This is a genomic window from Streptococcus mitis (assembly GCF_005844455.1).
In the GTDB taxonomy this organism is placed as follows: domain Bacteria; phylum Bacillota; class Bacilli; order Lactobacillales; family Streptococcaceae; genus Streptococcus; species Streptococcus mitis_BF.
The window spans coordinates 16,478-30,298 of sequence record NZ_SPGF01000023.1 but is presented as its reverse complement, the minus strand read 5'-3'; the positions used below and the strand labels follow the sequence as shown (position 1 = coordinate 30,298).

At 41.6% G+C, this 13,821-nt stretch carries 11 protein-coding genes and 1 pseudogene; 1 reads left to right on the top strand and 11 read right to left on the bottom strand.

What is annotated here, in order from left to right; all coding sequences use genetic code 11:
* Positions 1-72 precede the first annotated feature (72 nt).
* Positions 73-624 (top strand): annotated as a pseudogene (locus FGQ53_RS05840) (transposase); the annotation flags it as partial.
* Here FGQ53_RS05840 and FGQ53_RS05835 read toward each other — a convergent pair.
* The 11 genes from FGQ53_RS05835 to FGQ53_RS05785 form a co-directional block, all read right to left on the bottom strand.
* Positions 568-1,932: an amino acid permease gene (locus FGQ53_RS05835; protein ID WP_171019092.1), complete on the bottom strand. Its 1,365-nt coding sequence runs from the start codon at positions 1,930-1,932 to the stop codon at positions 568-570. The pseudogene FGQ53_RS05840 and the gene FGQ53_RS05835 sit on opposite strands and share 57 nt — an antisense overlap.
* 234 nt (positions 1,933-2,166) lie before the next feature.
* Entirely contained in the window at positions 2,167-2,649 is a 483-nt protein-coding gene (gene greA / locus FGQ53_RS05830; RefSeq protein WP_000818768.1) for a transcription elongation factor GreA, read from the bottom strand.
* A gap of 61 nt (positions 2,650-2,710) precedes the next feature.
* On the bottom strand, positions 2,711-4,387 hold the full coding sequence (gene mltG / locus FGQ53_RS05825) for an endolytic transglycosylase MltG (protein ID WP_138336631.1): 1,677 nt from the start codon (positions 4,385-4,387) through the stop codon (positions 2,711-2,713).
* Between the two features lie 80 nt (positions 4,388-4,467).
* Entirely contained in the window at positions 4,468-4,962 is a 495-nt protein-coding gene (locus FGQ53_RS05820; protein ID WP_138336628.1) for a GNAT family N-acetyltransferase, read from the bottom strand.
* Complete coding sequence (locus tag FGQ53_RS05815) at positions 4,959-5,420, bottom strand: GNAT family N-acetyltransferase (protein ID WP_138336625.1); 462 nt, start codon at positions 5,418-5,420, stop codon at positions 4,959-4,961. The genes FGQ53_RS05820 and FGQ53_RS05815 overlap by 4 nt, the downstream gene beginning before the upstream one ends.
* Before the next feature lie 9 nt (positions 5,421-5,429).
* Positions 5,430-6,764 carry a UDP-N-acetylmuramate--L-alanine ligase gene (gene murC, locus FGQ53_RS05810; RefSeq protein ID WP_138336624.1) on the bottom strand — a complete coding sequence of 445 codons (1,335 nt, stop codon included), beginning with the start codon at positions 6,762-6,764 and terminating at the stop codon, positions 5,430-5,432.
* Positions 6,765-6,774: 10 nt separating this feature from the next.
* Entirely contained in the window at positions 6,775-7,392 is a 618-nt protein-coding gene (locus FGQ53_RS05805; protein WP_138336623.1) for a cystathionine gamma-synthase, read from the bottom strand.
* Between the two features lie 47 nt (positions 7,393-7,439).
* Complete coding sequence (locus tag FGQ53_RS05800; protein ID WP_138336622.1) at positions 7,440-10,538, bottom strand: DEAD/DEAH box helicase; 3,099 nt, start codon at positions 10,536-10,538, stop codon at positions 7,440-7,442.
* 89 nt (positions 10,539-10,627) lie between these two features.
* Entirely contained in the window at positions 10,628-11,794 is a 1,167-nt protein-coding gene (locus FGQ53_RS05795; RefSeq protein ID WP_138336621.1) for a PatB family C-S lyase, read from the bottom strand.
* 7 nt (positions 11,795-11,801) lie between these two features.
* Positions 11,802-12,896 carry a cystathionine gamma-synthase gene (locus FGQ53_RS05790; RefSeq protein ID WP_138336620.1) on the bottom strand — a complete coding sequence of 365 codons (1,095 nt, stop codon included), beginning with the start codon at positions 12,894-12,896 and terminating at the stop codon, positions 11,802-11,804.
* Between the two features lie 315 nt (positions 12,897-13,211).
* Positions 13,212-13,667, bottom strand: a complete 456-nt coding sequence (locus FGQ53_RS05785) for a hypothetical protein (RefSeq protein WP_138336619.1) — start codon at positions 13,665-13,667, stop codon at positions 13,212-13,214.
* Between the last annotated feature and the right edge of the window lie 154 nt (positions 13,668-13,821).

Here is a 13,821-nt window from a genome sequence, read left to right as displayed (position 1 = left end):
AAAACGGTTTGAATTAAGAGCTGAGTTGATTTGTGGCATCATCAACCACGAGATGATGTAGTTACCGAACAAGTCTATTCCTTTAAGAACTACTCTAGTCGAACTGATAAGTATGGCTTTCGACGTGATTTCAAGATTTATGAGGCGGATAAAGTTCAGGACACTCCTGAGTTAGAACAGTTGGCTAAAACAGATAGTGGAAATCAGAAACAAATCCATTATAATCCAACTTGGAATTACTTTAAGGAACTCCTTAAGCAAACATTACATAGTGAAGAAGGCTCTCGAATCTATGCCAAACGGAAAATCGATGTTGAACCCGTTTTTGGTAGATTGAAGAGTGTTTTTGGCGTGCGAAGAGTGCATGTCAGAGGTAAACAGGCTGTCGCAACAGAAATAGGATTCATCTTTATGAGCATGAATCTCACCAAATTGGCCAAGAATCTAGCCTCTAAAACATCCACTATTCAAAAACCACACAGTGTTTCTTTCAGCTTGATTATATTCAAGACTGGAATCACTGTGTGGTTTTATTTAGAAGCTAGTTTTTGCCCAACCTCTTCAAATCTATTTTCTAAATTTCCACTGGCTGTAAATCCCAAAACCGATAATCCAGATAGCTGATCCGATTGCTCCTACAAAGGTAGACTCTTGTAAAAAGAGGGTTACAAAGACAAAGCCAAAAAAGAGCATAGTTAAAGGATTTAAGAAACGATAATGGGGCATGAGGTAGCCATCCGCCATAAAGTCTGATGACTTGCGGTATTTAAGGTGAGCCACCATAATCAAGATATAGATAGCGATATAGACACCTGATGACGATGCCGTAATCAAGGCAAAGGCATCCGAAACACCTGGCAAGACATTGATAAAGGCTGCTAGGGCAATCAAAACCGCTGAAGCAATGATGGCATTTTGTGGTACATTATGGCGAGAAAGGGTATCTGCCTTGATCGCTTTTAGGAATGGATTTGGCGAATCATGGGCAATCTGGTACAAATGGCGCCCTGTTGAATAAAGGGTTGAGTTAAGGGCAGATGCTGCTGAGGTCAAAACGACGAAGTTAATCAAGGCTGCTGCCCACTTGACACCTGCTAACTCAAATACTGTAACAAAGGGAGAATCAGCAGAGGCAAGCTCACGCCAAGGAATGATAGCCATAATGGCTAAGAGGGCACCACCGTAGAAAAAAGCGATACGCAAAGGAATTTCCTTAACGGCTTTTGGCAAAACCTGGCGTGGATTTTTTGTTTCTGAAGTCGTTACCCCGATAAACTCAATCATGAGGTAGGCAAAGAACACCATCTGGAAGGCCATGACAAAGTTCACTCCACCATTAGGGAAGAGGGAGAAATTGTCAGCAATATTAGCCAAACTTGCTACTCCATGAGGTGTCTTAAAGCCTGTCAAGACCATAAAAACTCCTGTCGCAATCATGGCTAAAATAGCCACAATCTTGACCATAGCAAACCAAAACTCAACTTCCCCAAAGAGCTTAACCGCGATTAAGTTGACCAAGGCTAGAATAGTCAAAAATCCAATCTCAATCATCCAACTTGGCCAGCTAGGGAACCAAAACTGAACATAGTGAGAAATTGCTGTGATTTCCGCCATACCGATAAAAACAACGGATAGCCAGTAAGACCAGACTGAAAAATACCCCCAGCCCTTACCCAAATGGCGCGTGATAAAGTTGATAAAGGTATGTTGCTCAGGGTCTTGGTAGAGCATTTCCCCAACCGCACGCATCATGAGGAACATAAAAGCTCCAGTAATCATATAAATCAGTACAATGGAAGGACCTGTTAGGCTGATAGAGCGACCTGCTCCCAAAAAGAGTCCTGTTCCGATTGTTCCTGCAATGGCCATAACCTGCACGTGACGATTGGTTAGACCACGCTCCATCTTATTTTTTTTCTTCTTTGAACTCATATCGTCTCCAATTCAATTTAATTTATACTCAATGAAAATCAAAGAGCAAACTAGGAAGCTAGCCGCAGGCTGCTCAAAACACTGTTTTGAGGTTGTAGATAGAACTGACGAAGTCAGTAACACATACATACGGCAAGGCAACGCTGACGTGGTTTGAATTTGATTTTCGAAGAGTAGCAAAATGGAAAAAGGAGTGAGTGAAGCGCATTGCCTCCCCACTCCTTTTTTCTGTTTTTAGGCTGTTTTTTCAACCTTCAAGATTTTTACATCATAGCTACCAACAGGTGTTTCAATAGTTGCTGTGTCACCTGTTTTCTTACCAATCAAGGCTTGTCCAATTGGGCTTTCATTTGAGACTTTACCTGCAAAGGCATCCGCACCGGCTGAACCTACGATAATATAAACTTCTTCTTCGTCCTCACCAATTTCTTGGATAGTAACTGTTTTACCAATCGCTACTTCGTCTTGGGCAACTGAGTCGCTATTGACGATTTCAGCATAACGGATTTTTGTTTCCAAGCTAGAGATTTGTCCTTCAACAAAGGCTTGTTCATCCTTCGCTGCTTCGTATTCACTGTTTTCTGAAAGGTCACCGTATGAACGAGCAATCTTAATGCGTTCTACCACTTCTGGTCGGCGGACCAATTTTAATTCTTCTAATTCTTTTTCAAGTTTTTCCTTTTCCTCAAGGGTCATAGGATATGTTTTTTCTGCCATTTTTCTCAACTTTCTTCTTATGATATTTTCTAAAGAAAATTATGTGAAGCATCACATAATTTTAGTTTGTTTGGTTTAATTTGCTGTTGACATGTTCAGCAACATTCCGATCATGTTCTTCTTTATTGCTAGCATAGTAGACCTTACCATCTGTTACATCTGCAACAAAGTAAAGGTTCTCACTCTTAGTCTGATTGATACTTGACTCGATAGCATCCAAGCTTGGACTATCTACTGGACCAGGCATGAGGCCTAGATTTGTATAAACATTGTATGGTGAATCAATCGATGTATCGATTCCAGCATCGTCGGCAAGACTAATCTTCTGACCAAGTTTGCCTTGGGCATACAAGATGGCAATATTGCTTTGAAGTGGCATACCAAGATTCAAGCGATTGTAGAACACACCTGCAATCAGCTTACGATCGTCAGTCTTAGCTCCTTCTTTTTCTACGAGTGAAGCAATGGTCAGCAATTCATTGACCGTCAAATTCTTAGACTTAATCGTACTGTAATGAGGTGCCAAAGTCTTGTCCATAGCTGCCAACATCTCATCAATCAAGCTTTCAATAGTTGTACTTTCCTTGATAGAGTATGTAGCTGGGAAGAGGAATCCTTCCAAACGGTAACGAACGCCACTTTCCTTTGTAGGCAAGCTTTCAAGTAGACTAGAATATTTGGAAACTTCTTGACTAATAAAGTTCTCATCTTGAACTTTTGCCAGAAAGGCATCCGCTGTCAAAGGCTCTTTGAAGTCACCTTGCAATTGACCTACAGCTTGTGCCATTTGATCAATCGTATAACCTTCTGGAATTGTCAAAGTCGCAAGGACAGGTTCTTGAGCTTCAGCTGTTCCACCTTTTTGCAATTCATGGATGATATCTTCTGTGCTCATACTCTTTTGCAAATTGTAATAGCCAGACTTCAAATCTGAATAATTTTTATATTTCGCATAAAAAGCAAAAATCACTCCATGTTTAATCAAACCAGACTTTTCAAGAGTTGAACCAATTGTTTGAACATTAGCTCCTTCTGGGATTTGCACTGTCACATATTGCTTAGATGAAGCATCCACAGGCTGTAAAGATGACTGAACATAGTGATAACCGAAGTAAGCACCTGTTGAAATCAAGGCAAGGAAAATCAGTAGAGAAATGAAGAAGGCCTTGAAGCCAGATTTTTTCTCTTTCTTAGGCTTAACGGGTTTCGCTCCTTCTCTACGGCTACGACGTGGTGTATCGCTGATGATATCCACTGTTTCTTTAGCAGGCGTCGGTGTTTCTGGACGTGCTTGTTCTTCTTTTTTCTCTGCTGTCTTATAGGAAACAGCTACCCTTGTTGGGGTTTCATTATATTCTCTTTCAACTTTGTGAGGTCTAACAGGACCTGGTCCTGGTCTTGATCCATTTTCTTCTGCTGGAGAAGAAGGCACATCTTGACTTGGATGGGTTGGGGCAGCAGGAGTTTCTCTTTGAATCTCATCTGCTGGAGAAGTTGGTAAATCTTGACTTGGGTGAGTAGGCGCAGTAGGAGCTTTTCTCATAATCTCCTCTACAGCTGATAGAGAATCTTCCATTAGCTCTTCTATCGACTGGTCATTTTTAGAAGAAAGTTGGGGTTTTATTGAAGCTAAATTAACTTCCTCCTGATCTTCTTCATGTTTTTTAACTCGTTCTAAATCTCGTAAAATCTGCTCTTTAAAGCTTAATTTTTCTTCTTCTCTTGACTTTTCACTCAAAAGTTTTTCCTCCTCGTTGACAATACATAATATTATATCTTAAAAGTCTAGGAAAAGCAACCTATGATGCCTTGTCTTGCCTATTTTTTAGCTTCCCAGACCATATCATACCAGGTTTCCCCTGCAAAGGTTGACTGGGACTGGCCTTCATTAACAAATCCGTGTTTTTCATAGTAAGCGATGAGATAGTCATGACAGGTTAGGTTAATGCCTTCTCTCTCATCTTCAAGAGCCAGTTCTTTCAAGGCTGTTAGCAATTTCTTACCCAGTCCGAGGCCCTGTGCTTCCTTGGCAATAGACAGACAGGTCACAGAGATATAGCCACCCGATTCATGACTATAGTCTTCTATCTCCTCTGTAAAAGACTGGTCTTGCAGATGGCGGTGCGGTCCAACTGGTCCTTCTATATAACCCATGATTCTACCTGCTTTTTCTGCAACCAGAAAAGAGGTCTGGATTTCTCGCAAATGCGCTTCAAAAACAGAGTGAGGAATGGCTTCTTCAACCGAGAAATTTTCTAGTTCGATTTCGACAATCCGATCCAAATCTTCTAATTTTGCTTGTCTGATCTTCATTGTACCTCCAAATAAAAGGGATTAAACCAAATCATACTAAAACCCTGACTAGTTGCATAAAGGGAAGTTTCTTCATCAATAAAACCGTTCATTTCAAAATAGGAAAGCAGCTCATCAGGACTCTCCAAACGAATCCCTTTGTAATCCAGCTCAACTGCCACCTCTTTCAAGGCCGCAAGAAGAAGCGTTCCCAAGCCCTGTCTTTGATGGTCAGCCTCGATGACTAAAGAGTGTATTTTTAGACACTGCGCATTGTGCGGCTGTGGACCGCCTAGAACATAGCCCAAAAGCTGATTTTCATTCCTAGCTAGAAGAAAGGTATCCGCACACTTACGGATACTTTCTTCTAAAATATGGGAAGGTTGCTGTTTTTCAGCTGGAAAAGACGAAGTTTGAATTGCCTCTATCTCAACCAAATCAGACTTACTTGCCTGAATGATTTTAATTGGAATTTCCATGGGAACATCCTATTGAACATTGCTTGTCAAGTTAGACAAGAGACGCTCAAATGAGTATTCATAGGTTTGGATATCTCCTGCTCCCATAAAGACGTAGACAGCATTGTCATGGTCTAGGAGCGGAGAAACATTTTCAACAGTGATCACTTGATGTTTTTTGTTGATTTTATTGGCTAGGTCTTCTACCTTAACATCACCATGGTCTACTTCACGAGCAGATCCATAAATTTGCGCTAGGTAAACTGCATCCGCTTGGTTCAAAGCGTAGGCAAATTCGTCCAACAAAGCGATTGTTCTTGTAAAAGTATGCGGTTGGAAGACTGCAACAATTTCCTTCCTTGGATATTTCTGACGAGCAGCATCCAAGGTCGCAATGATTTCTGTTGGATGGTGGGCAAAGTCATCGATAATCACTGTGTCATTGACAATTTTCTCAGTGAAACGACGCTTAACACCAGCAAATGTTTTCAAGTGCTCACGCACCAAGTTCAAATCAAATCCTGCTGTGTAAAGAAGACCAATAACGGCTGTCGCATTCATGATATTGTGACGACCAAAGGTTGGGATGTGGAATTGACCCAATTCTTGTCCACGGAAGTGAACTGTGAAGGTTGAACCAGTTGTTGAACGAAGAAGCTCACTAGCTACAAAGTCATTACCTTCTGCTTCAAAACCATAATAATAAATTGGTGCATCAGACGTAATTTTACGCAATTCTGCATCTTCACCATAGACAAAAAGACCTTTGGTAATTTGTTTAGCATAGTCGTTAAAAGCGTTGAAAACATCCTCGAGACTTGTGAAATAGTCTGGATGGTCAAAGTCAATGTTGGTGATAATAGAGTATTCTGGGTGGTAAGGCATGAAATGGCGCTCATATTCGTCAGATTCAAAGACAAAATATTTGGCATTGGCCGAACCACGACCTGTCCCGTCTCCAATCAAGAAGCTAGTATCCGTGATATGAGACAAGACATGAGATAACATACCTGTAGTTGAAGTTTTTCCGTGCGCTCCAGCAACTCCCATGCTGACAAAGTCGCGCATAAAGCTACCTAGAAATTCATGGTAACGTTTGTAGCTGATACCATTTTGTTCTGCATAGGCAATTTCGACGTTGTTATCTGGACGAAAGGCATTTCCAGCGATAATTTCCATATCACCGTCTAGATTCTTTTCATCAAAAGGAAGAATGGTAATTCCTGCCTGCTCAAGACCGCGTTGAGTAAAATAGTACTTTTCAACATCTGATCCCTGCACCTTGTGCCCCATTTGGTGCAACATCAAGGCCAAGGCACTCATACCTGATCCCTTAATTCCGATAAAATGATATGTCTTTGACATGTTTTCTCCCCTATTCTGTAATTCTGGTCAGATTTAACTCTTGGGCAACCCGACGTTCTTGTTCTGTTTGTTTACTTTTTTTATTGTAGATTTGGCTCTTCTTTAGAAAATCATAGTTGTTTTTCTTTGGAGCAGGTGCTGACACTTCTTCATTCTTGGTAGGGATAGAATGAACTTCTTCCGCCAAGATATAATGAGACTGGGTCAATTTTTTGCTAAACTTCACCAATTCACCAGGATTTTCCTTTTGGAAAGGCGCTGTCGGTTGATTGCCCTGTCTAACAAGGCCAGATTGAGAATGACGTCTCGCACGGCTGAAATCCTGAGTTAGATAGTTAGCAGAGCGTTTCTTTTTCAAGTCTGCACGCGCTTCTTCACGCGCCACCTCCGCATAGCTCTTTCCTTCTTTTTTAACTCCTAAAGGAGCCTTTTTAGGTTTCTCTACTTGCTTTTCAATCGGTTTGACTGGTTTTTCTTCAGTAATAGGAGCCCATTCTAAATAATTTTTATCTCGATACTCACCCTTGATATTACTGATCAGATCAGACTCATCGTACAAGTTCATGACTGGCATTTCAGTCAACATGACCTCGTCATCTGACACCAATGGAAATCGTTCTTGTTTCATTTTCTATTTCCTTTCAACACTTCATTATAGCGTATTGTCTTGATTTTTCAAGTGCTGGCTTCAGAAATTCCCAAAATTTCTCTAATTTCTGCTAGGGTCAGATTGCCACGTGACTCTGTTCCGTCCAATACTTGTGACACCAGATGTTTCTTTTGTTCTTGGAGTTCCTGAATTTTTTCTTCAATGGTTCCCTTGGTTACCAAGCGATAGACCTCAACCGTTTCTTCCTGCCCCATCCGATGGGCACGGCCGATGGCTTGCGCTTCCACCGCAGGATTCCACCAAAGGTCAACCAAGATAACCGTATCAGCACCTGTCAGGTTCAGACCGACACCACCAGCCTTAAGAGAAATCAGAAAGGCATCTCTTTCTCCTTGATTAAAGGCCTTGGTCATGTCCTGTCTTTCTTTGGCTGGGGTTGAACCCGTAATTTTAAAGGATGTCAAGCCCAAGTCTGGCAGTTCTTGTTCAATTTTCTCTAACATCCCCTTGAACTGCGAGAAAATCAAGACACGGTGTCCGCCGTCTGCCACCTGTACCAGCAAGTCTCGAAGACTATCCAGTTTACCACTGGCACTCTGATAATCCTCCATAAAGAGGGCAGGCGTATCACAGATTTGGCGCAAGCGCATCAAACCAGATAAGATTTCCACTCGACTTCGCTGAAATTCCTGATCTGACACTTGCGCCAGACGGTCCCTCATCTGTTGCAACTGGGCTAGGTAAATAGCCTTTTGCTGGTCTTCCAGTTCATTCTTATAAACCACTTCAATCAAGTCTGGCAATTCAGTCAGAACTTCTTCTTTCTTGCGCCGCATGACGAAAGGCTTGATAAACTGAGCCACACGCTCGGCTGGCAATTTCATAAATTCTTTCTTACTTGGCAGGAGTCCTGGCATGACGATTTGGAAAATAGACCACAACTCACCCAGATGATTTTCAATAGGAGTTCCTGACAAGGCAAAGACCAACGGCACCACAAATTGTCTCAAGGTCTGGGCAATCTTTGTCTGGGCATTTTTCATGACCTGAGCTTCATCTAAGAAAAGGAAGTCAAAGGCCATCCCTTGATAAAGCTCACTGTCCTGACGGAAGGTGGCATAGCTAGTCACATAGATTTGATGGCTCTCGGCAAGAATCTCCTCACGACTAGCTTTCAAACCATGAACAACAGCCACATCCAACTGTGGGGCAAATTTCTTAAACTCATCTGCCCAGTTGTAAATCAAACCCGACGGAGCTAAAATCAAGACTCGACTTTCTTTTGTCACTTGGCTGGTCAAAAAAGCAATGGTCTGGAGGGTTTTCCCCAATCCCATATCATCAGCCAAAATCCCACCAAAACCATAATGATGGAGCATTTGCAGCCAGCCGATTCCCTTTTCCTGATAATCTCGTAAATCAGCCTTAACCTGAGTTGCCTGTCGAGGAAAATCCTCTGGATGCGTCAAATCCTGGGCCAGATTCTGGAATTCTTGTGAAAAAGAAACACGGTCACGCCCTTCAAAAAGATGAGCTAAACTGTAAGCCAAGGATTTTCGAGCCTGCAAGGAGCCATCTTTTAATTCAAACTGCCCCAGTTCCTGTAAATTTTGGCGAATTTTCTTGGTTTCTTCATCAAAAAAGTAGACTTGATTGGACGAATCAATGTAAAAATCTTGATTATTAACCAAGGCCTGCATGGCTTGGTCAATTTCCTCTTGGGCAATATCTTGAAAATCAAATTGGATTTCCAAGAGACCTCCCTTGGAAGCAATCTGCACTTGAGGGCTCGCTAGGTTGTAGAGTTCTTCTAACTTGTCTGATAGGTCAACATGCCCGAGTTTTTCAAAGACTGGAATGATGTCATGGAAGAAATAATAGACAGACTCTGCTTTTAAGGCCTGACGCCAAGATTGAAAGTCTGCTTCAAAACCTGCAACCAAACAGACTTGGAAAACTCTTTCTTCTAAATCAGCATCACTCGAAAATGGTAATTCTTCTAGCTCTTGTCTGCTAGATACCTGTCTATTTCCATAATCAAATTGAATTTCTAAACGAATCCGATTATCCTCTTCCCTATCAAAGTAAAAAGAGGGCGCAAAAGTTTTGATTTGTAATCGTTCTGGAGCTGAGACGGTCCCCATTTGGCTAAAAAGAGTGAGACAGGAAGCCAACTTATCGCGGTCACTGCTATCAAATTGCAGGTATTTCTTTCCATGTTGATCCAAGGGCAACGCTTTGATTTCCTTGAGAAGACGCATCTGCTGGTCTGTTAGAAAATAAACCTGTCCTTTATGAAACAGCACAGCTCCCTGATAAAAGACATTGACCCTTGGACTCTCACTGATTTCCATTTCAAAATAATCCGAGTATGCTTTTACTGTAAAGGCAAAGAGATTGGCATCAGCATGCATATCCTGAAACAGCAGGTTTTGGTAACTATCCACTTGGTGGTCAAATTGAAAATGGGGCAAGGTCATCAATAAATTCACACCCTGCTCAAAAAAGGTCCGAGGGAAAAAGAGATGACGGCCTTGATTTTGGAAAAAGAGGTCTGGAGCTAGTCCTTCCTCCGTTAGTCCCCGCAAGAAAGTCAAAAGTTCTTGACTGGCCTCATCAAAGGATTCCCAAGACAAGGATTCCTCATAGACCTTGCCAATCATATACGACTTTCTCTGCTCGACAACTTTTAAAAAGAGTAGAATATCCCGAATGACATAGTATTTTTGACTATTGACTTGCCCGATTCTCAGGGTCCACAAGATATGATTGGTTCCTGCTTCCACCTGTCCTACAGCCGATAACTCATAGGCTCGGTCTGATTTTGGAGACAAGATTCGTTCCAAAAATTTGCCACCCAAGGTCACCTTGGTTTCAACGGCCTCTTTTTCTTCATGATCTTCTTCTAGACTCTGCAAGACTTCCTGACCACGCTCATCATTTTTTAGAAAATGCTCCAGAGCCGCCAAATGCACACAGTAGCCCCTCTTTTGGAAAAAATCGCAAGCACAAAAAACCAAATCATCCTCTAAACTATAGCGCAGTTCTTCTTCTGCAACGCGAGCGTAGAGCCGATTATTCTTTTCCTTGATGATATCAACTTTACCAGTTTCATAAAGGGCAACGCCTTCGATACGGATTTTCCCCGGAATCAATTTAGCCATATTTTTACCTGTACCTTATCTTTTCATTATACCATATTCCCTACGAAAATAGCCTCCTAGGAAGACTTTTCTCCTAGAAGGCTGGATTTTTAAAGTTTGGCAAAAGTCGTCACAACCCGCTGACAAACTTCTTGCAGCAGAGATTTAGGCATAGCTACATTGAGACGGGCATGGAGACTTCCTTCCTCTCCAAAATCCAAACCACGGTTGAGGATAACCTTGGCTTCATTTCTCAAAAGCTCTTGTAATTTTTCATCAGTCAGGTCATAGGCTGAAAAATCAAGCCAAATCAAGTAGGTTCCTTGCGGTTTCATAACCTTGATTTTAGTCTCTTTTCCAAATAAATCCACCACATAATTAATATGGTCTTCAAAGACTTGCTTGAGTTCCTCTAACCAATCTTTACCGTATCGATAGGCAGCTTCTGTCGCCAAATAACCCAAGCCTGAAATTTCATGCTGGTTATTGGCCAACTGGCGTTTCTGGTAAGCCAGTCTCAACTTAGGATTTTCAATGACTGCATAGGAATTTTTTGTCCCAGCAATATTAAAAGTTTTAGTGGCACTGCTCAAGACGATCGCAAATTCTTTAAAATCAGGATTGATGGTATTGAAGGAATAATGCTTGTGACCAAAGAGGGCCAAATCTTGGTGAATCTCATCCGAAACCAAGAAAACACCGTGTTTTTGGCAGAGTTGACCAATCTTCTCCAAGACTTCTTTTTCCCACACACGTCCACCAGGATTGTGAGGATTGCAGAGAATATAGAGTTTGACCTCCTCTTCCACCAAATCCTTTTCAAGTCGGTCAAAGTCAATCTCAAACAGACCATCCTTTTCCACCAAAGAATTGGTAATCAATCTACGGTTGTTCAACTTGACACTGCGAGCAAAGGGTGGATAGACAGGTGTGTTAATCAGAACCGCTTCGCCTTCTTTTGCGAAAGCTTGAATAGCTGTTGAGATGGCTGGTACCACACCCTCGATAAAGACAAGGGCCTCTTTGTCAAAGTGGTAACCGTGTTGTGTGGCTTCCCACTTTTGAACTTCCTTAATTAACTCTTCACTGGCATAGGTATAACCATAAACCAGTTGATCCGCATAAGTTTGCACGGCTTGACGGATTTCAGGCAAGACCACAAAGTCCATATCCGCTATCCAAGCTGGCAGGACTTCACTATCCGTTTCTGCTTCTTTCCATTTATAGGTATGGTGCCCTAAACGATTGGGCAGGCTTGTAAAATCATATTTTCCCATCTTTGGCTTATCCTTCCAAGGCTTGGCGCAAATCTGCAATCAAATCTCTAGCATCCTCAATACCAATAGACAAGCGCAAGAGGTCATCTGTCAAACCATAAGAATGGCGCACTTCTGCTGGAATATCAGCATGAGTTTGCGTCGTTGGATAAGTAATGAGACTTTCTACCCCACCCAAACTTTCCGCAAAAGAGAAGACCTTGAGACTGTTCAAAATATGAGGAATGCGTGTTTCATCCGCTACCTTAAAGGAAATCATGCCCCCACGACCAGTGTAGAGAACTTCCTTAACTACTGGAGAATTCTTCAAAAAGGCAACCACTTCTTGAGCATTGTCTGTTGAGCGCTCCATACGAAGAGACAAGGTCTTGAGACCACGAATCAATTGATAACTGTCAAATGGAGACAAGACTGCCCCTGTCGTATTGAGATTGTAGAAAAGCTTTTCGTATAGTTCTAAACTATTGGTCACAACCACACCAGCCAAGACATCATTGTGGCCTGCTAGATACTTGGTTGCTGAATGGAGAACGATATCTGCTCCATCTTCAATCGGACGTTGGTAGATAGGGCTATAGAAGGTATTGTCCACCACCACTTTGGCACCCTTAGCATGAGCCAATTTTGCTAGTTTTTCAATATCAAATTCCAACATCAAGGGGTTGGTTGGGGTTTCGATATAGAGAACATCCACATCATTTTCCAGCTCGGCAATCAACTCTTCTTCTGTATTGGCATAGGTAAAATGGAAACGGCCTTCCTGCTCCACTTGATTGAACCAGCGGAAAGAACCACCGTAAAGGTCACGGACAGCCAAAACCTTACTTCCTACTGGGAAGACACTAAAGGCCAGTACAATAGCTGACATCCCTGAGCTAGTCGCTAGCGCATAGTCTGCTGACTCAATAGCCGCCAAGACTTCTTCAGCCTTACTGCGAGTTGGGTTTTTAGTACGCGTATAGTCAAAACCAGTAGACTGACCAAACTCTGGATGCTGATAGGTCGTTGAAAAATGAAGCGGTGTCACCAAAGCTCCTGTCGCTTCATCTGATTTAATGCCCGCCTGGGCCAAAATTGTGTTAATGTGTAATTCCTTGCTCATACAATTCCTCCAAATCTATAGTAACTATTGTACCACTTATTTTCATCAACTCATTTTCTTCTTTTCAAGAGCTAGTTATAGTTTCAAACTATAGACTTATACTCTTCGAAAATCTCTTCAAACCACGTCAGCGTCGCCTTACCGTATATATGTGACTGACTTCGTCAGTCTTATCTACAACCTCAAAACAGTGTTTTGAGCAACCTGCGGCTAGCTTCCTAGTTTGCTCTTTGATTTTCATTGAGTACTAGCTAGTAAAGCTAAAAAGAATCCAGAAAACATTCCAGATTCTTTGTTTAAAATGATTGCTAGGGCTTACTTAGACTGAAAGAAATCCTGTTGGGATAAATAGTCATAATGGTCTTTGTTAAATTGATACTGACCTACATGCTGACTAATCTGACCGACATCCACAGAAAAAATATAGTCTTCATTTTGATAGTGCCAGTTCAGCCTAACTGTATTCAAGACTATCTTATAAGTAAAATCTTTGACTTGATTCCAAGGCATCTCTACGACTTGATTAGAATGATTTTCTGTTACATCACTGATGTCCATCAAGTAGATTCCCTTAGGTGTGAATGCCAGAATCTTAGGCTTCACACTCGACTGAACATAGTAACTACCTCCTATAATGAAAAAATCAATAAAGGATTTCAACCATGTCTTTTTCTTGAAAGCCATCAGAAAATTCTTTTGTCCTTCAATGCGACAAGTTGAAAGAAATGATGCAATCTGTTTTTCTGTTGCAAACTCCATAATAGCGCCCATGATGTTACCTCCATAACGATTAGTAAACAGGCATATAAAAACTCTTCACATAAAGAAGAACTTATCAATTATTGCGTTTTATCTTACTTTTTCAGCAGATGGCATCCCTCCTATAACATTACCCTAGACCTCAATCAACACTGGGTAGATTTTC

What these genes read in the sequence shown, in the direction of transcription:
- FGQ53_RS05835 (WP_171019092.1), bottom strand. Translation starts at nt 1,932, where the DNA reads ATGAGTTCAAAGAAGAAAAAAAATAAGATGGAGCGTGGTCTAACCAAT.
- FGQ53_RS05815 (WP_138336625.1), bottom strand. Translation starts at nt 5,420, where the DNA reads ATGGAAATTCCAATTAAAATCATTCAGGCAAGTAAGTCTGATTTGGTT.
- FGQ53_RS05800 (WP_138336622.1), bottom strand. Translation starts at nt 10,538, where the DNA reads ATGGCTAAATTGATTCCGGGGAAAATCCGTATCGAAGGCGTTGCCCTT.
- FGQ53_RS05785 (WP_138336619.1), bottom strand. Translation starts at nt 13,667, where the DNA reads ATGGGCGCTATTATGGAGTTTGCAACAGAAAAACAGATTGCATCATTT.
- FGQ53_RS05790 (WP_138336620.1), bottom strand. Translation starts at nt 12,896, where the DNA reads ATGAGCAAGGAATTACACATTAACACAATTTTGGCCCAGGCGGGCATT.
- FGQ53_RS05820 (WP_138336628.1), bottom strand. Translation starts at nt 4,962, where the DNA reads ATGAAGATCAGACAAGCAAAATTAGAAGATTTGGATCGGATTGTCGAA.
- FGQ53_RS05795 (WP_138336621.1), bottom strand. Translation starts at nt 11,794, where the DNA reads ATGGGAAAATATGATTTTACAAGCCTGCCCAATCGTTTAGGGCACCAT.
- greA (WP_000818768.1), bottom strand. Translation starts at nt 2,649, where the DNA reads ATGGCAGAAAAAACATATCCTATGACCCTTGAGGAAAAGGAAAAACTT.
- FGQ53_RS05805 (WP_138336623.1), bottom strand. Translation starts at nt 7,392, where the DNA reads ATGAAACAAGAACGATTTCCATTGGTGTCAGATGACGAGGTCATGTTG.
- murC (WP_138336624.1), bottom strand. Translation starts at nt 6,764, where the DNA reads ATGTCAAAGACATATCATTTTATCGGAATTAAGGGATCAGGTATGAGT.